This window comes from Nitrosococcus wardiae (assembly GCF_004421105.1).
GTDB classification, from domain to species: domain Bacteria; phylum Pseudomonadota; class Gammaproteobacteria; order Nitrosococcales; family Nitrosococcaceae; genus Nitrosococcus; species Nitrosococcus wardiae.
The window spans coordinates 3,888,923-3,905,163 of the sequence record NZ_CP038033.1 but is presented as its reverse complement, the minus strand read 5'-3'; the positions used below and the strand labels follow the sequence as shown (position 1 = coordinate 3,905,163).

18 protein-coding genes are annotated in these 16,241 nt (G+C 51.8%); 10 read left to right on the top strand and 8 right to left on the bottom strand.

The features are described from left to right. The first annotated feature begins 21 nt into the window (after positions 1 to 21). Positions 22 to 1,128 carry a glycine oxidase ThiO gene (thiO, locus tag E3U44_RS18515; protein ID WP_134359516.1) on the top strand — a complete coding sequence of 369 codons (1,107 nt, stop codon included), beginning with the start codon at positions 22 to 24 and terminating at the stop codon, positions 1,126 to 1,128. A gap of 72 nt (positions 1,129 to 1,200) precedes the next feature. On the opposite strand, the gene E3U44_RS18510 is transcribed toward thiO, so the two are convergent. The 7 genes from E3U44_RS18510 to E3U44_RS18480 form a co-directional block, all read right to left on the bottom strand. Beyond that, positions 1,201 to 1,476, bottom strand: a complete 276-nt coding sequence (locus E3U44_RS18510; protein WP_134359515.1) for an oxidative damage protection protein — start codon at positions 1,474 to 1,476, stop codon at positions 1,201 to 1,203. Beyond that, positions 1,473 to 2,540 (bottom strand): A/G-specific adenine glycosylase, encoded by a 1,068-nt coding sequence (gene mutY / locus E3U44_RS18505; protein WP_134359514.1) that lies wholly within the window; start codon positions 2,538 to 2,540, stop codon positions 1,473 to 1,475. Before mutY ends, E3U44_RS18510 begins: the two co-directional genes overlap by 4 nt. Further along, positions 2,537 to 3,046 carry an SRPBCC family protein gene (locus E3U44_RS18500; protein WP_134359513.1) on the bottom strand — a complete coding sequence of 170 codons (510 nt, stop codon included), beginning with the start codon at positions 3,044 to 3,046 and terminating at the stop codon, positions 2,537 to 2,539. The genes mutY and E3U44_RS18500 overlap by 4 nt, the downstream gene beginning before the upstream one ends. Positions 3,047 to 3,065: 19 nt before the next feature. Further along, positions 3,066 to 5,486, bottom strand: coding sequence for an AsmA family protein (locus E3U44_RS18495; protein WP_134359512.1), 2,421 nt, complete (start codon positions 5,484 to 5,486; stop codon positions 3,066 to 3,068). Positions 5,487 to 5,507: 21 nt separating this feature from the next. Then, on the bottom strand, positions 5,508 to 6,548 hold the full coding sequence (locus tag E3U44_RS18490; protein ID WP_240761658.1) for a hypothetical protein: 1,041 nt from the start codon (positions 6,546 to 6,548) through the stop codon (positions 5,508 to 5,510). Between the two features lie 194 nt (positions 6,549 to 6,742). Then, on the bottom strand, positions 6,743 to 8,065 hold the full coding sequence (locus E3U44_RS18485) for an HlyC/CorC family transporter (protein WP_134359510.1): 1,323 nt from the start codon (positions 8,063 to 8,065) through the stop codon (positions 6,743 to 6,745). Between the two features lie 148 nt (positions 8,066 to 8,213). After that, complete coding sequence (locus tag E3U44_RS18480; protein WP_134359920.1) at positions 8,214 to 9,053, bottom strand: cytochrome C assembly family protein; 840 nt, start codon at positions 9,051 to 9,053, stop codon at positions 8,214 to 8,216. A gap of 279 nt (positions 9,054 to 9,332) precedes the next feature. Between E3U44_RS18480 and ffh the strand changes: the two genes are divergently transcribed. From ffh to E3U44_RS18435, 9 genes are all read left to right on the top strand, one after another. After that, positions 9,333 to 10,691 (top strand): signal recognition particle protein, encoded by a 1,359-nt coding sequence (gene ffh / locus E3U44_RS18475; protein WP_134359509.1) that lies wholly within the window; start codon positions 9,333 to 9,335, stop codon positions 10,689 to 10,691. Between the two features lie 84 nt (positions 10,692 to 10,775). Continuing rightward, positions 10,776 to 11,018, top strand: coding sequence for a 30S ribosomal protein S16 (rpsP, locus tag E3U44_RS18470; RefSeq protein ID WP_134359508.1), 243 nt, complete (start codon positions 10,776 to 10,778; stop codon positions 11,016 to 11,018). 16 nt (positions 11,019 to 11,034) lie between these two features. Continuing rightward, positions 11,035 to 11,562, top strand: coding sequence for a ribosome maturation factor RimM (rimM, locus tag E3U44_RS18465; RefSeq protein ID WP_134359507.1), 528 nt, complete (start codon positions 11,035 to 11,037; stop codon positions 11,560 to 11,562). A 30-nt stretch (positions 11,563 to 11,592) separates the two neighbouring features. Then, positions 11,593 to 12,351, top strand: coding sequence for a tRNA (guanosine(37)-N1)-methyltransferase TrmD (trmD, locus tag E3U44_RS18460; protein WP_134359506.1), 759 nt, complete (start codon positions 11,593 to 11,595; stop codon positions 12,349 to 12,351). Further along, positions 12,348 to 12,695 (top strand): 50S ribosomal protein L19, encoded by a 348-nt coding sequence (gene rplS / locus E3U44_RS18455; RefSeq protein ID WP_134359505.1) that lies wholly within the window; start codon positions 12,348 to 12,350, stop codon positions 12,693 to 12,695. The genes trmD and rplS overlap by 4 nt, the downstream gene beginning before the upstream one ends. Positions 12,696 to 12,768: 73 nt before the next feature. Further along, the gene (locus E3U44_RS18450) at positions 12,769 to 13,260 is read left to right on the top strand and encodes a methylated-DNA--[protein]-cysteine S-methyltransferase (protein ID WP_134359504.1); all 492 of its coding nucleotides are present in this window, start codon (positions 12,769 to 12,771) and stop codon (positions 13,258 to 13,260) included. Beyond that, on the top strand, positions 13,232 to 14,164 hold the full coding sequence (gene xerD / locus E3U44_RS18445; RefSeq protein ID WP_134359503.1) for a site-specific tyrosine recombinase XerD: 933 nt from the start codon (positions 13,232 to 13,234) through the stop codon (positions 14,162 to 14,164). Before E3U44_RS18450 ends, xerD begins: the two co-directional genes overlap by 29 nt. Before the next feature lie 77 nt (positions 14,165 to 14,241). Beyond that, positions 14,242 to 14,724 (top strand): YajQ family cyclic di-GMP-binding protein, encoded by a 483-nt coding sequence (locus E3U44_RS18440; protein ID WP_134359502.1) that lies wholly within the window; start codon positions 14,242 to 14,244, stop codon positions 14,722 to 14,724. 11 nt (positions 14,725 to 14,735) lie between these two features. Next, entirely contained in the window at positions 14,736 to 15,476 is a 741-nt protein-coding gene (locus E3U44_RS18435; protein WP_240761656.1) for a DsbC family protein, read from the top strand. Between the two features lie 4 nt (positions 15,477 to 15,480). Here the strand turns inward: E3U44_RS18435 and lpxH are convergent, their stop codons facing one another. Then, positions 15,481 to 16,236, bottom strand: a complete 756-nt coding sequence (gene lpxH, locus E3U44_RS18430) for a UDP-2,3-diacylglucosamine diphosphatase (RefSeq protein WP_134359501.1) — start codon at positions 16,234 to 16,236, stop codon at positions 15,481 to 15,483. Positions 16,237 to 16,241 lie beyond the last annotated feature (5 nt).

Below are 16,241 nucleotides of genomic sequence, written 5' to 3'. Positions count from 1 at the left end.
AAAATGGATAAGGAAAGAAGGATGTATGATGTAGTGGTCGTGGGTGGCGGCCTTATCGGGATGTTGACAGCCCGTGAATTACATTTGAGTGGACTGAAAGTCACTTTGCTGGAGCGGGGTCAGGCGGGACAGGAGGCCTCCTGGGCGGGAGGGGGTATTCTCTCCCCCCTTTATCCTTGGCGCTATCCGGATGAAGTTACTGCCCTTGCTGCTTGGAGCCAACCCCGCTATGAGGCCCTTTGCCATTGTCTTTGGCAAGAAAGTGGGGCGGATCCTGAATGGACTCCTAGCGGCCTGTTAATGCTGGAAGTGGAGGAAAAATCTCAAGCGCGGGATTGGGCCGAGCGCTGGGAGGTGCCACTGGAAGTCCTGGACAAATTTGGCCTGAAGCAATGGGAGCAGGCCTTAGGGGAGGACGCGGGAACCACTGGTTTGTGGATGCCTGGGGTGGCTCAGGTGCGCAATCCCCGGCTGGTGCGGGCGTTACGGCAGAGTTTGGAGAATCTGGGGGTGGATATGCGAGAAGGGGTTGAAGCGACAGGCTTGCTGATTCGCAATCAGATTGTGACTGGGGTGGCTACCCAAAGGGGCTCGGTAACCGCAGAGCGGGTAGTGGTCACGGGAGGAGCCTGGAGTGGGCAAATATTGGCGGAAATTGGGGTTCACTTGGCGGTAGAACCGGTACGGGGACAAATGATTCTGTTTCGAGGACAACCAGGGCTGTTGTCAAGGATGGTAATGTGGCAGGGGCGTTACTTGATACCACGCCGGGATGGGCATATCCTCGCCGGGAGTACCGTAGAATACGTCGGTTTCGACAAGTCCACCACGGCAGAAGCGCTGGAGGAACTCCGCGATGCCGCCCATATCTTGGTCCCTGCGCTGAAATCGCTAGCTGTGGAACAGCAGTGGGCAGGACTGCGCCCCGGCTCACCTCAGGGTATTCCCTACATTGGGGAACATCTCACCCTTAAGGGGCTTTATGTCAATACCGGCCACTTCCGCAATGGCGTGGTGACCGGTCCGGCATCGGCGCGTTTATTGGCGGATATCCTCCTGGGGCGGGAGCCTATTCTGGACCCGGCGCCCTATACTTTCTCTTTACCCCCATCCTCGCCTTCCCCCTAAAAGGGGGAAGGCGTTAGGATTAATCAGGGGATGAGAAATTAAGAAGCCGCCCTGTCGGTGCTCGTGTCTAGTTTACTGTTGCTCAGGTGGCACGTATTCCTGGGGGGGTGCCGAACCTTCACCAAAGAAAAACTTTTCCATTTCTTGTTCCAAGAATTGCCGGGCCTTGGGATCGACGGGGGTCAGGCGGTATTCGTTGATCAGCATGGTTTGATGTTTCATCCACATCTGCCAAGCTTCTTTAGAAACCTGCTCGTAGATACGCTTGCCCAATTCCCCCGGATAAGGGGGAAAATCCAAACCTTCAGCTTTCTGGTCTAGTTTGACGCAATGTACAGTACGGCTCATGGTGATATTCCTTCTAATTGTTCACGCAGTCTCGCCAACATCCGTAGGATGGGAGCTGGGAGGCCGCGCTTAGACATTGTCCCCATTTTACACCAAACCTGGTCACTGGGCTCCATGACTTGGCATCCCTGGCCTTGAATGCGAGCTACGACGGGTTGGATATGGAGGGTAAAGTGAGTGAAATGATGGCGCACAGGAGGCCAAGTCATCATCTCTTCGATTGGCCAGCCGAGCTGTTCCTGGCACCAAAGGGCCACCTCTGTTTGGGGGGGACACTCAGGAAAGCTCCATAATCCCCCCCAGAGTCCGACGGGCGGGCGGCGTTCCAATAATACCTCTCCTTGATCATTGAGCAGCAGCAGCATGCGGGTGGTACGCAGGGGTAAGCGCTTGCGGGGGCGAGGACGAGGGTAGGCCTCCGGGTTCCCTTGGGCATAGGCTCGACAGGTTTCCTTGACTGGACAGGAAGGGCAACGGGGATGGCGCCGGGTGCAAACGGTAGCACCTAGATCCATGATGGCCTGAGTATAGTCTGCAACGCGCGTCTGGGGGAGAAGTTTCTCGGACTGTTGCCAGAGTTGTTTTTCTACCTTTGATTGCCCTGGCCACTCTGGGATGGCTTCCTGTCGGGCTAGTACTCGTTTGACGTTGCCATCCAAAATAGGGTGGCGTTGACCAAGGGCCAGGGTCAAAATAGCACCAGCAGTGGAGCGCCCGATCCCCGGCAACTCCATGAGTGCCTCCAGGGTTGTGGGCAATTCGCCGCCATGGGATTCCCAAACCAACTGGGCAGCTCGATGTAGGTTACGGGCCCGGGCATAGTAACCTAGCCCTGTCCATAGCCCTAAGATTTCATCCACAGAGGCTTGGGCAAGGGTCGGCATATCGGGAAAGTGTTTGATAAATCGCTGATAGTAGGGAATGACGGTGACTACCTGGGTTTGCTGTAGCATGATTTCCGAGATCCAGACCCGGTAAGGCGTAGGATTGTGTTTCCAAGGCAGATCTTGGCGTCCGTGGGTGTCAAACCAGGTGAGCAAGTGTTGACTGAAAGTCCTGCTCATGGAGCTGTCCAGCTTTCTAAATTTTGTACTATTTCGCGGGCCTTTTCCGGAAGGATACGTTTAAGGAGATAAGGACCGATGACCGGGGGAACCCAAAAAGTGGGGATTAACTCTGCTCTGAATTGGAGTTGGGTATCGCCCTTGTCAGGCGTGAGATCCCAGTGTATTTCTCCATGAGTGAAATCACTTTTCTCTGGCAGCATTACGGCCTGAATGGTGCGCTCATTCCAAGTAAAATCTTGAATACTCTGGAGGGTAAACCAGAACCATAGAATACCAAACTGGACTTGGACCCGTACTCGATGGCGGCCATCGGGAAAGCTGCATTGCAATTCACTCACCTGGATGCTTCGGTGCAGACGGTCCATGTGATTGAAATCTAGTAGCCGTGCCCGCACGGTCTCCAGGGGAGCTTGCAGTCGGACTTGGCCGCTGACCACATAACCAGAATGGTGGCGTAATACTTCCAGATTCTGGACCGCGGCCTCTGTTGTCCGGTTAAGCATGGTCGCCGAGAGTTTTGACCTAGAATAGCCCTTTTAATCTATTTTTAAGCTCTTCCTTTAATTGCTGCTCAGGAGTTAAAGGCGTTTCGCTCGGGGCTTCCCCTTCAGCAGGTGCTTCTTTGCCGGACTCAGTGCCCAAGAGCTTATCCAGTTCTTTCTCCAGCTTTTTCTCAATATCTTGTTTTTTCTCTTCCATAAGCTTTTCGGCTTGGGCCTTGAGAATGCTCTCCAGATCAACGCCATATTTGGGTTGGTCAAAGGGGCCGCTAACCTTGAGGGGAATGGTGATGCCCTTTAGTTCAGATAATCCTTTTCCCCCCTGACCCTTGGGGGTTTTGACAATCGCGATCCCTAATTGATAATCCAGCCGCTCCTGGATGAGGTTAACCATTCCCTGGCCTTGAACCCGGAGAAAAGGGGATTGAGCATTCAGATCATTATTTTTTAGCAGGCCATTGGTGGCTTTAATGGTTCCTTCCAAAACGGTAAAATCGGTTTGTTCCGGTTCCCTGCTGGGGGGGAGGGATTTGCCTTCCAAGGCAGCTTTGGCCTCCCGGATAAGACGGGCAATGTTTATGCCTTTGACGGCCCCGTCCCTAAAGGAAAACCCGGCGGTACCATTGAGAGTCCGCTGAATAGCCTCGGGAGTAGCGCCAGTAGCGGTTAGTTTGGCATTGAGATTGGCAGTGCCCACTATTTTGTCCTCACCCATCAAATCTTTGAGCAAGGGGCCGGCTTTAATCCCCTCAAGTTTTTCATCAATGGCCAATTTGGGGGGGGCGCTGCGGGCATCTAGGCGGACATTACCCGTGTAAGTGCCTTGATAGAGGTTAGCATATAAAGGATGAAGTTTTACTAACCCCTCTTTGGCTTCCAAGGTAATGCGGATACCTTCGCTGTGAATACCACTGGCAATAAGCTCGCCTATCTTTAATGTCCCGCTGGCATTGAGGGCCTGTAAAGTCTCTAGGGGGAGTTCCCCCGCACCGGTTGCCGCGCCAGCGCCAGGAGAGACAGGAGGCTTGGGTTGGGATGCCTCCTCGGAAGATGGCGGCAGGTAGCGATCCAAGTTAATGGTGTCGAGGGCCAGGTCGAAGTGGATGGCTGGCTGTTGGAAGTTGTGTACGCTCATCGCTCCCTTCAGAGTGCTGTCATCTAATTTGAGTACTAGCCCCTGGGCGTCGAAATCCTGGGGTGAGGCGGAGAATTTCAGCGCCAAACGGGCCTGGTTGAGGGCTGATTCATCCGCGGTGGGAGGAAGTTCCAAGGCTAGCGCTTCCGCCGTACGACGAGGATTGAATTGGTTGCTGACAAGGCGGCCACTGAAACGAGGTTCAGTCAATATCTGGGTGCCATCCATATGGCCGTTTAGATTAATGCCGAGGGTGGCTAGGGCGAGGTCTTGTAGGGTTAAGGTTCCTTTATTGAGATCCATATTCGCCGTCGTGGCCAGGGTAGCGCTCACGGGCTCGGGAAATTGGGGAGTTTTAACCTGGGTTTCTAGCTGGAGGCCCTGGAAACGATAACGTTGGGCTGCAAGATCCCCTTCCAGGGAAGTGTTCAGGGCAAGTTGCACTTCTTGCGGTCCTTTCACTTGACTGGTGAGTTTGAGATCGCTCACGGTCAATTGCTGTTTAGCCAGTAAGGCGTCTACGTTAGCCCCTAGCTGTAGCGCCAGTTGTTCAATAGGCAGCGCTGGGCCGGCAGCGGTGAGCTTGAGATCCGTATCTTGGAGACGGTAATGGTTAGTTTCCATATCGGCCATCACTTCGCCACCAAAATCCAGGTGCCCATGGACTGCCGGCTGACTTAAGTCAAAGTCAAATGCCAGTTTCATCTGGGTCGGTTCCCCGGGCACCAGGGGATCGGTGGTTAAGTTCAGTTGCTTGATGGTATAGCGGACATCTTTCACCTCGTCACGCCAATGGATGCGGGCCGCTTCGACTTTGAGACCGGCGATGGCAATGCCTGCAAGAGGAGGCGGGGTTCCTCCCTCTTCGGGAGGTTTGGCCTCGGGGGGCGCTTCCTGGGGTTTCTCTGCCAGCAGATCCTCCCAGTTGGTTTTCCCTTGGGCGTTACGAGCGAGGTTGAGATCAAGGTCGCGCAGCACTACCGTGTCCATTACCACGCGCTTTTCCAGCAGGGGCAACAGCTTGACCCGAACTTCCATATCCGCCGCTTTAGCAAAGGAGGCTTTTTCAAAGCTGGGAGGGTTACTGAGACTGACATCTTTAAGGGCGACTCCTAGCCAAGGGAAGAGGCTGAGATCGATATCGCCCCCGAGGGTAAGTTCTCGACCTGTGACTTTTTTAACCTGGGCGGTAATCTGCGGTTTGAAATCATTGGGGTCAATGATAAAAGGTAGAACGGCAGCTGCAATCACAATGAGTAGAATAATCACAAGGAAGGTCGAGAAGAGAAATTTTAAAAATTTCTTCATAAATTAATTCCTTATAAATTCCTAGTTGGGTAATGACTTACCCGGGGAGGGGCGTTGGTAGGAGGCATTGAGATAAGGCGCTAGATGTCGCAGCAACTGGACATCTATTTTGGGCATTCGTTGGGCTGAGGGGTGTTCAGCCTGATGCAGCAATTCCCCCACCTTACGAAGTAGGGAATAGGTGTTAAAAAGGCGGAGGTTTTGGTTTTCTGAAGTAAATCCATGAGGGACTAAGGCCCTAGGAGGATGATCACTGTTGAGATCAACGATAAAGCAGCACTTTCTTTCGAGCCCTTCAAGAGGTCCGTGAGGGGGAGAGATTTCCACATGGGTTAATAACCGCTCTAGTAATTCATAGGTCGATAGAATTTCTCTTTCGGATAGCCGGGATGGATCAATAATAGCTAACAGCATCAAACGCTTATAGATCGTGGCGATATCTTTGTCAATGCCAGCCCGTGTGGCGGCATGGGGTAGCTGGTACAGAACTTGGTGGTGTTCAGCGTAGCGATAGAGCTGATTAAGTTCAAGATAGAGCTGGGGGGGGACTGGGTGAGCGATGCGAAATAGATGTAACAGGGCATAGCCTAGTTGTTCGCAGGCTCGGATGGCGGCGAGCAGTAGTGTTTTGTTCTTACTCGGCCTGTGATCTAGCTGATATCCTTGTTTAACAACCGTTTTATAGCCGTTTGCCAACATTAGGGGGAGCTGAGCGATATTTTGGGCAACTTGCTCCCGTTTTGCCAAGGGGACAGGGAGTTGGCGTAAGTGCAATGGATCAAAGCTAAGCAGCATAGTATTGATAGGAATGCGGTAAAGGTCGAGTAGTTGGACCCGGTGTTTCTCTTGGAGGGGCTGTTCATTTAATAAAGTCAGCCCATCTAGCAGGGCCCGGCTAGAGTGAAGCAAATTCATCACCGGCAGTTTACGGATCCATTGTCTTACTTTGCTTTCACGGGTCTCTACCAGCGGATTTTTATCATCCAACAACTGGGGAGTGGACAGCAGAAACGGGTCAGAGGAATCTGATGTCTTGGAACTGGGTTGGGGCTTGGCTTTCATTTCGAAATGGAATCCAAGCCCAGTCAGCCGAAAATTTTCCCTCATTTCACTGGACTACCATAATATTCTGACTTCAGTCAGGAGTTGTTTACAAATTCTCTTATCCCGCATTGATTTAGAGATCACTTGATTTGTTCGGTCTGGAGGGGAAAATCATGAGGGGCTCGATTGAGAAATGAGGTTATTCTATAAGTCTAGGCCTGAGGGGAATCGGAAGGGGGTGCGGGAGGGTTGCTTTCAACATCTTTTCCATTTTCATCTTGGGGAGGCCGTATCCGGGCGGTACGTACTGCATTTCCACTGGTTTGGACAATGTCAATAAAGTACCGGCCAAGGCGTAAACTGATCCCCGGATTGGGAATAGTCTCCAGATACTCAATAATGAGACCATTTAAGGTTTTTGGCCCGTTGGTAGGGAGGTCCCACTGCATGGTGCGGTTTAATTCCCGGATATTGCTGCTGCCAGCAATCAAATAGCTGCCATCAGGTTGAGGGTGTATTTCTCGTTCACTGCCAATGTCATCCACAGTGAATTTGCCCACAATCTCCTCCAGAATATCTTCCAGGGTAACCAAGCCCAAGATATCACCGTACTCGTCCACAACTAAGCCAGTCCGTCGTTTGCCTCGTTGAAAATTCAATAGTTGGAGATTTAAGGAAGTCCCTTCAGGGATGAAATAGGGTTCCTTAATGATGGCCCGCAAGCTTTCTTTATTAAAATTATTATTGGCGATGAGGTGTAACGCCTTTCTCAGGTGCAGAATACCAACAACATGGTCAATATTGTCTTGGTAGACATACAAACGGGTGTGGGCGCAGTGAGTCAGTTGATTAACAATCGTCTCTACCGGGCTGTTGATGTCGATGCCATCGATTTCGTGGCGTGGCACGATGACGTCATTGACGGTCATTTTCCCCAAGTCGAGAATACTCAGTAGCATACGCTGATGTCGCTTAGGTACGAGTAACCCGGTTTCGCTCAGAATTACCCGCAGTTCTTCTTGGTTCAGAGTAGTCGTCGTCCCCCTGTGGGGATGGACGCCGAATAGGCCAAGCAAGGCATTAGCGATGACATTGATAAGCCAGACTAGAGGATAAAGCAGTTTCAGTAAAGGGCCTAGGACATAGGCGGCGGGAAAGGCCACTCGTTCTGGGTGTAAAGCAGCCAAAGTTTTAGGGGTGACTTCGGCGAACAGTAGTACCACTATAGTGAGGACGATGGAAGCTACCGCAATTCCTTCATCCCCCAATAGCCGCACAGCGATGATAGTGGCAATTGAGGCGGCCAGGATGTTGACAAAATTATTGCCGAGAAGAATGAGGCTGATAAGCCGATCGGGACGCCTGAGTAAGCGGGCAACGCGTATTGCCCCTGGATGTTGGGCTTCTTCTCGGTGTCGCAGCCGATAGCGATTGAGGCTCATTAATGCTGTCTCTGAGCCGGAAAAACAAGCGGAGATCAGCAATAGCACTGCCAGTGCAGCAAGCAGAAGCCCTAGGGGGATTTCATCAAGCATCTACCAAGAAACTAAGACTTGTCACAAGAGGCTAAGTGGTAACGAGCGGCAATGATATAGGTTGGTTGTGTTTGTTCTCTACAAGGGTGCACCGCCGTATCCTTAAACGGTGGTGCTTACCATTATCCAATCTACAGCGATCATAAGACTAGGTGCGTTGTAATACAATTTCTAGTACCAATTTGCTGCCAAAATAGGCCAACATTAGAAAGAAAAAACCGCTAAGAGTCCAGCGGATCGCCATAGGTCCTCGCCAGCCGAAGCGCCAACGCCCCCAGAGCAAGATCCCGAACACCAGCCAAGCAATGATTGAGAATACGGTTTTATGAGCCAGATGTTGGGCAAATAAATCTTCTAGAAAAAGAATGCCGCTAAAAAGACTCAGTGAAAGTAGTACAAACCCCACCGCGAGAATCTGAAACAGGAGATTTTCCATTGTCTGCAATGGGGGCAGGGCACGGATAAAACCGCCTGGGTGCTTGTTTCGAAGTTGCTTATTTTGGACTGCCAGCAAGATGGCCTGTACGGCCGCCAAAGCAAAGAGGCTATAGGCCACCAGGGATATTAAGATATGGATTTCTAGCGGCTTGACCATGTTGGCTTCAGTCCCGAATTCAATGACAATATGCTGGGACGGAAATAGGTTTTGTACCCCTAACGTAATTGCCGCAAAAGGATAAACGGCAATACCCATGTTCTCTATAGGTTCTTTGAGGCTAGTGGCTAGTAATAGCAGGGCCATCAGCCAAGCTGCGGCGGATAGGGCATCAGTAAAACTAAGGTTGATGCCGGACGCCGTGAAGAGGCGGTTCGCTAGCACGACACCATGAAAAACGACGCCACTAAGCCCCAACAGAGCTGCTAGCCGTTTGCTAGCATTTCGCTTGCTTTTCTTGGCATTTACATTTAATAAATACCAGCCTACGGTGATGCCTGCAGCGCAATAGCAGAGAATTCCAAGCAGGCTTTCTATCGGTATCGGCAACATCTCAATCGGGTTTATTAACCAGGAAAGTCCCATCATCCCATAACGCTCGGCTTCCTTAAAGGGAACCGTTCCTTGTCATGAAGGCTTCTATATAAATGGTAAATAGCTAAATTCAAGCAGGGGTCAGCAGTCGTTTCAGTTTGAATTTTTATGAGGTCGGAGTTAACTGCTTACGTGTTGCAATTATGGAGAACTCCAATGCCTGTTGGATAAGAAATATTCACGCTATAATTATACCTCTTTTTTAAGGTTTTATAGACATTTTTATGGGGTTGTTTGATGTTTGATAACTTGACGGAGCGTCTTGGCCAAACTCTGAAACGGTTACGAGGCCAGGCGCGCCTCACCGAAGACAATATCAAAGACACCCTACGTGAGGTGCGCGTTGCTTTACTGGAGGCGGACGTCGCTTTACCCGTGGTGCGGGATTTTGTCGCTAAGGTTCGGGAACGGGCGATTGGACAGGAGGTTCTGCGCAGCCTGACACCGGGCCAGGTATTTATCAAGATCGTCCATGAAGAACTGATGGCGGTCATGGGGGAGGCTGCAGAAGGCCTGAATCTGGATGTTCGTCCTCCTGCCGTTATCTTAATGGCGGGTTTGCAGGGGTCGGGGAAAACGACCAGCGTAGCCAAGCTTGCCCGGTGGCTGAAGGAGCGGCAAAAGAAGTCGGTGCTGGTGACTAGTGCTGATGTCTATCGGCCAGCAGCGATTCAGCAGCTTGAGACCCTAGCCAAGGAAGTGGAGGTGGAATTTTACCCTAGCGAAGCTAGCCAAGACCCAGCCATTATTGCCCAGCGTGCGCTTCAACAGGCTCGTACTCGGTTGTTTGATGTGCTCATTATCGATACGGCGGGTCGTCTCCATGTGGATGATCAGATGATGGCAGAGATCAAGCGTTTACACGGGGCAGTAGAGCCGGTTGAGACACTCTTTGTGGTGGATAGTATGACCGGGCAGGATGCGGCCAATACGGCTCGGGCTTTCAATGATTCCCTGGCGCTAACGGGCGTTATTCTCACCAAGGTCGATGGTGATGCCCGCGGGGGGGCGGCTTTATCTATCCGCCAAATTACCGGCAAACCTATCAAATTTTTAGGGGTAGGGGAGAAAACGGTTGCCCTTGAGCTCTTTCATCCGGACCGCTTGGCTTCCCGCATCTTGGGTATGGGGGATGTCCTCAGCTTGGTGGAAGAGGTAGAGGAGAAGCTTGATAAAGATAAGGCGGAGAAATTTGCCAAAAAGCTGAAGAAGGGTAAAGGCTTTGATCTCGAGGATTTCCGTCAACAGTTACAGCAAATGAGTAAAATGGGTGGAATTTCCAGTTTATTGGATAAACTCCCCGGAGTTAATTTACCTGCAGGTGCCGCTGAACAAGTTAATGATCGGGATCTGGCCCGTCTGGAGGCGATTATTAATTCCATGACCCCAAAGGAGCGTCAACGGCCAGAGATTATTAAAAGCTCTCGTAAACGCCGTATTGCAGCTGGTTCGGGTACCCAAGTCCAAGAAGTCAACCGTTTACTCAAGCAGTTTACTCAGATGCAAAAAATGATGAAGCAGATGTCCCGTAAAGGAGGGATGGCTAAGTTAATGCGGGGGATGAAAGGAGGGATGCCGCCAGGGATGCCCTTTTGAACCTATGCTTCTCAAGCCTGTAAATTTCCCGTAAAATCTGTCGGTTTTCAGTAACAATAGAGTGCAAACGAGGCAAGACGTGCAATGGTAACAATCCGCTTGGCAAGAGGGGGGGCGAAGAGACGTCCTTTCTACAGTATCGTGGTAGCTGATAAACGCAATAAGCGCGATGGGCGCCATATTGAGCGGCTAGGTTATTTCAACCCCGTTGCCAGTGGGGGAGAAGTTCCTTTGCAGATCGATATGGAGCGGGTCAACTACTGGCTATCCCAGGGGGCCCAACCTTCCGAGCGGGTCGCCCATTTGATTAAGTCCCACTCGTCCTAAGAGAGCCCGCTTATCGGTGGAGCTAGTGCAGGGCCCAGCCGACGATAACTGTTATCTTTTCGTCGGGCGTATTTCGGGGGTATACGGAGTCCAGGGCTGGGTTCGGGTCTATTCCTATACGGAACCTCGGGATAATATTCTCCGTTATGGGCCCTGGTATTTGCAGCAAAACGGAGAGTGGATAGCGCGGCGACTGGTTGAAGGGCGTGCCCAAGGTAAAGGGATTGTGGTTGCCCTAGAAGGTATCGACGACCGGGATGCGGCAACCCAGTGGATAGGTTGTGAAATTGCCATCCATCGGGATCAGTTGCCTCCCCCCGAGGAAGGTGAATATTACTGGGCTGACCTTATTGGGCTGCAAGTGAGCACAGTACAAGGGGTTGAGCTGGGTCGGGTCGAGCGTTTACTTGAGACGGGAGCAAACGATGTGCTCGTTGTTCAGGGAGAGCGGGAGCGATTGATTCCCTTTCGAAAGGATACCATCATCAAGCAAGTAGACCTAGAACAAGGGCTGCTGCGGGTCGACTGGAATCCGGATTTCTGATTTTTTAATACCCTGTGAGGATAGTCAGCGGTGCGTCTCGGCGTGGTCACCCTCTTCCCCTCCATGTTCCATGTATTGTGGGATTCTGGGGTGACGGGGCGTGCATTGAAGCGGGGGATCGTGGGATTAAATTTGTGGAATCCAAGGGACTTTACCCATGATCGACATCGTACCGTGGATGATCGGCCCTATGGCGGAGGTCCCGGTATGGTGATGGGAGTTCAGCCTCTCCGCGATGCCATTCACGCCGGACGTGCCGAATTAGGAGAGGGATGTCGCGTCCTATATCTTTCCCCCCAGGGGCGGCGATTAGATCAGGCCGGATTGGAGGCATTAGCAACCCAAAAGGCCCTACTTTTCGTGGCGGGACGCTACGAGGGAGTAGATGAGCGCCTCGTCGATGTGGAAATCGATGAAGAATGGTCCATCGGGGATTATGTCCTAAGTGGCGGAGAACTGGCAGCTATGGTGATGATCGATGGCTTGGTGCGGTTATTGCCTGGTGCGCTGGGTGCAACGGAGTCGGCGCAGCAAGACTCCTTTGTGAATGGTTTGCTTGATTGTCCCCATTACACCCGCCCGGAGGTGATTGAGGGGCGTCGGGTGCCGTCCGTATTACTGAGCGGCAACCATGAAGCTATCCGCCGTTGGCGGTTAAAGCAAGCACTGGGTCGGACCTGGCTGAAGCGGCCAGATTTGTTAAGCGGGCGGATATTGAATTTAGAGCAGCAACACTTGCTTGCTGAATTTATTCGGGAGTATCAAGCAGAATATGGGGAATCAACATGAGTAACAATGTCATTAAGGCGATTGAAGCGGAACAGCTAAAGCAAGATTTACCGGAATTTAATCCAGGGGATACGGTTCAGGTGCAAGTTCGGGTGACGGAGGGTAATCGGGAGCGCCTACAGGCCTTCGAGGGAGTCGTGATTGCCAAGCGTAATCGTGGCCTCAACTCTTCATTCACCGTGCGCAAAATTTCCCATGGGGAGGGGGTTGAGCGCGTCTTTCAAACCCATAGCCCTACCCTGGCAGGCATCCAGGTCAAGCGTCGGGGCGATGTGCGTCGTGCTAAGCTTTATTATCTGCGGGGACGGACGGGTAAGGCCGCCCGTATTAAGGAAAAAATTTAACGCTAAATTGGATAAATGAGATCAAAAAGGCACTTCAACCTGAAGTGCCTTTTTGATTTTGGAGTAAGGCTATATGGCTAGGGCAGATTCTGGTTATGGAGCAATTATTACTACTCCTCTTGGTAAGTTGGGATTATTGGCTTCCGGGAATGTTTTGACTGGACTGGATTTTCTAAAGCCAGACATTCCAGAATGTCTTCCCTGTGATCCAGTTATAGAAGCAGCCCTCACTCAACTTCAGGCCTATTTTGCCGATTCTAAGAGCATGTTTACATTATCCCTCCTCCCCCAGGGGTCGTCATTTCAAAAGCGAGTCTGGCAAGTTTTGCGTACCATACCCTCAGGTTCGACGGTGAGCTATGGCATGCTGGCTAAAGAATTAAACACCAGCGCGCGGGCCATAGGCGGTGCTTGCTGCGCAAATCCTTTACCCATTTTTATCCCCTGTCACCGGGTGGTTTCTAGGCAAGGTTTAGGAGGCTACAGCGGAGCGATGGAAGGTCCTCAGTTGGATATTAAGGCATGGTTGTTACAGCATGAGGCCCAGGGTGCCCGGAAATCTTGAAAGGTCGTGTCTATCGGCTGACCAAAGACAACTAGAATGTTTTCTGGATGCCCTCTGGTTAGAGGAAGGGTTGGCTGAGAACACCTTAGCGGCTTATCGCCGGGATCTAGAGGGCTTTTCCCGGTGGTTGTACCCCCAGGGGCGGACCTTGGTTGAGGCGCAACGAGAGGATCTGCTGGCCTATTTAGCACACCGTTTGAGAATGAGTAGCAAAGCTCGGAGTGCGGCCCGTTCGGTTTCTAGCTTGCGTCGTTTTTATCGCTATCTGGTGCGGGAAAAAGTCCGCGATAGCGATCCGAGTGAGCGGGTTGAGGCCCCTCGGTTGGGGAGACCTTTGCCCGAGTCATTGAGTGAAGAAGAAGTGGAAGCTTTGCTGACTGCGCCAGAGGTCAACTGTAATCTAGGGTTGCGGGATCGGGCAATGCTGGAAACCCTCTATGCCACCGGGCTGCGGGTTTCGGAGTTGGTCCATTTAACCTTGCCTCAATTGAACCTCCGGCAGGGAGTCGTGCGTTTAAGCGGTAAAGGCAATAAAGAACGCCTCGTGCCTTTAGGTGAAATAGCATTGAGTTGGCTTGAGCGTTATTCTCGCGAAGCGCGCCCGGAGTTACTCAAGGCTCAGGTGAGCGAAACCTTATTCCTTACCCGGCGTGGGAGTGCCATGACCCGGCAAGCTTTCTGGTATTTGATTAAACGCTATGCTCGCCAGGCCGGTATTCGGAAAGCGCTCTCACCCCATACTTTGCGCCACGCCTTTGCGACTCATCTTCTCAATCATGGGGCGGATCTGCGGGTGGTGCAGATGTTGCTTGGGCATGCGGATCTTTCCACCACCCAGATCTACACTTATGTGGCGAGGGCTCGTTTACAGCAGCTCCATCAACAGCACCATCCCCGCGGATAAAGACCATCATAGGGTACCTAATGGGCTCAGTGCTATACTGCAAGATGAAGTTAACCCATTTCGAGGAGGAAATTTAAATGCCCTCATTCGACGTGGTTTCTGAAGTCGATAAGCACGAATTGCAAAATGCTATCGACCAGGTTAATCGCGAAATTGGCACTCGCTTCGATTTTCGTGGAACCGAGGCTCGGATCGAGGGGTCAGAGGAGGAGCTCACACTGATTGCTGAAAGTGATTTTCAACTTCAGCAGATGCGGACCATATTGGATACTAAGCTCGCTAAGCGAGGGGTGGACGTGGGTTGTTTGGATGCTCAAGAGCCGGAAATCTCGGGGAAACGTGCCCGTCAGTCTATCCGAGTCCGCCAAGGTATTGATAAAGAGACTGCCCGCAAAATTATCAAAATGGTGAAGGAGAGTAAACTCAAGGTCCAGGCTGCCATTCAGGGAGAGCAGGTGCGAATTTCAGGCAAGAAACGAGATGACTTACAGCAAGTGATTGCCTTATTGCGAGAGGCTAATTTGGAGTTACCATTGCAGTACGTGAATTTCCGCGATTAACTTAGGATGTAATGATGGGAAAAAAAATACTAGGCTTTCTGTTCGCAGGGGTATTGGTAACCCTTTCCTTTTCTGCGGCAGCGGATGAAGAGAAAGAGGTGGTTCGGGCATCCCTACAAAAGTGGGCACCGGGGGTGCAGCCTCAGAGTATCAAAGCTGCGCCCATTCCTGGCATTTATGAGGTAGTGGTAGAGGGGCAGGTTTTTTATATCAGTCAGGATGGCCGTTACGCCATGCAAGGGCAGCTGCTTGATCTAGCGAATCGAACCAATTTGACCGAGGAACGGTTGAAAGTGATGCGGGCTGAAGCCATTGAGGGCCTTGATGAGCAAAATATGATTGTGTTTGGGCCTGAGCAGGCAAAGCATACGGTGAACATCTTTACCGATATTGACTGCGGTTACTGCCGCCAATTGCACCGGCATATCGACGAATATAGTGAATTGGGGATCAAAATCCGCTATCTAGCTTTTCCCCGAGCCGGTATTGGCTCTTCATCCTATGACAAAGCGGTAGAGGTATGGTGTGCCAAGGATCGCCATCAGGCCATCACCCAGGCCAAAGCAGGCAAGCCGGTGGAGAATACCGCTAAGTGCGATAATCCCGTGGCTGAGCAGTTCAATCTCGGCCAATCATTAGGGGTCAACGCCACTCCCACCTTGATTCTGGAAGATGGTTCCACATTACCAGGTTTCGTCCGCCCCCAGGCTCTCGCTAATCTCTTGGAGCGAAAAGTAGCGGCTCACCCTTAAGCGGTTAAGCGGTGAGAAGATGATTGAATCGGGGTTTTGGTATCTGGGGATCAAGGAAGTGAAAACCCTCCCCAGTGCAGGTTAGGATGCTCTTCCCCCGGTCCCAATCCCCAAGCACGATACGTTGCTTGGGATGGCTATCCACAGAAAAGTAGTGTACTGCCGGGCGGTGGGTATGGCCATGGATGATTCGTTTGGCCCCGTGGGCCTGAAGGGCTGCTTCAACCGCAGCTTGATTAGCATCCATGATGGTCAAGGACTGCTGTTGGGTGTGTGCCTGGCTCTGGCGGCGTAGGTGCCGAGCAATGGCGCCGCGCCAGGATTTAGGCAGCGCCAGATAGGTGCGAAGGAATAGGGGTCGGCGCAGCCGGGCCCGGGCTCTTTGGTAGGCCACATCATCAGTGCAGAGCATATCCCCGTGGGTTAATAGAGTAGGAACTCCGTAAAGGTCGATAAGGGTAGGGTCTGGCAGGATCCGGCAACCGCTTGCTTGAGCAAAGGCCCGACCGACTAGGAAATCCCGGTTTCCAGGGATGAAATAGAGGTTGACTCCTGTATCAGATAAGCGGCGGAGGGCCTGGGTAATGGCCAAGCCCTCCGTGGTGGGTGCGTCGTCTCCAATCCAATAGTCAAACAGATCGCCTAGGATATAGAGCTCCTCTCCATGAAGTGCCTCTTGGGAGAGGAACTCTAGGACCTGGGATTGAATCTCAGTCTTACCCGATCCTAGGTGGAGATCGGAAATAAAAAATGTGGCCACGCAAT

Excerpts from the sequence above, each read along its gene's own strand:
- thiO (WP_134359516.1), top strand. The coding sequence starts at position 22 with ATGTATGATGTAGTGGTCGTGGGTGGCGGCCTTATCGGGATGTTGACA.
- E3U44_RS18510 (WP_134359515.1), bottom strand. The coding sequence starts at position 1,476 with ATGAGCCGTACTGTACATTGCGTCAAACTAGACCAGAAAGCTGAAGGT.
- mutY (WP_134359514.1), bottom strand. The coding sequence starts at position 2,540 with ATGAGCAGGACTTTCAGTCAACACTTGCTCACCTGGTTTGACACCCAC.
- E3U44_RS18500 (WP_134359513.1), bottom strand. The coding sequence starts at position 3,046 with ATGCTTAACCGGACAACAGAGGCCGCGGTCCAGAATCTGGAAGTATTA.
- E3U44_RS18495 (WP_134359512.1), bottom strand. The coding sequence starts at position 5,486 with ATGAAGAAATTTTTAAAATTTCTCTTCTCGACCTTCCTTGTGATTATT.
- E3U44_RS18490 (WP_240761658.1), bottom strand. The coding sequence starts at position 6,548 with ATGAAAGCCAAGCCCCAACCCAGTTCCAAGACATCAGATTCCTCTGAC.
- E3U44_RS18485 (WP_134359510.1), bottom strand. The coding sequence starts at position 8,065 with ATGCTTGATGAAATCCCCCTAGGGCTTCTGCTTGCTGCACTGGCAGTG.
- E3U44_RS18480 (WP_134359920.1), bottom strand. The coding sequence starts at position 9,053 with ATGTTGCCGATACCGATAGAAAGCCTGCTTGGAATTCTCTGCTATTGC.
- ffh (WP_134359509.1), top strand. The coding sequence starts at position 9,333 with ATGTTTGATAACTTGACGGAGCGTCTTGGCCAAACTCTGAAACGGTTA.
- rpsP (WP_134359508.1), top strand. The coding sequence starts at position 10,776 with ATGGTAACAATCCGCTTGGCAAGAGGGGGGGCGAAGAGACGTCCTTTC.
- rplS (WP_134359505.1), top strand. The coding sequence starts at position 12,348 with ATGAGTAACAATGTCATTAAGGCGATTGAAGCGGAACAGCTAAAGCAA.
- E3U44_RS18450 (WP_134359504.1), top strand. The coding sequence starts at position 12,769 with ATGGCTAGGGCAGATTCTGGTTATGGAGCAATTATTACTACTCCTCTT.
- xerD (WP_134359503.1), top strand. The coding sequence starts at position 13,232 with ATGAGGCCCAGGGTGCCCGGAAATCTTGAAAGGTCGTGTCTATCGGCT.
- E3U44_RS18440 (WP_134359502.1), top strand. The coding sequence starts at position 14,242 with ATGCCCTCATTCGACGTGGTTTCTGAAGTCGATAAGCACGAATTGCAA.
- E3U44_RS18435 (WP_240761656.1), top strand. The coding sequence starts at position 14,736 with ATGATGGGAAAAAAAATACTAGGCTTTCTGTTCGCAGGGGTATTGGTA.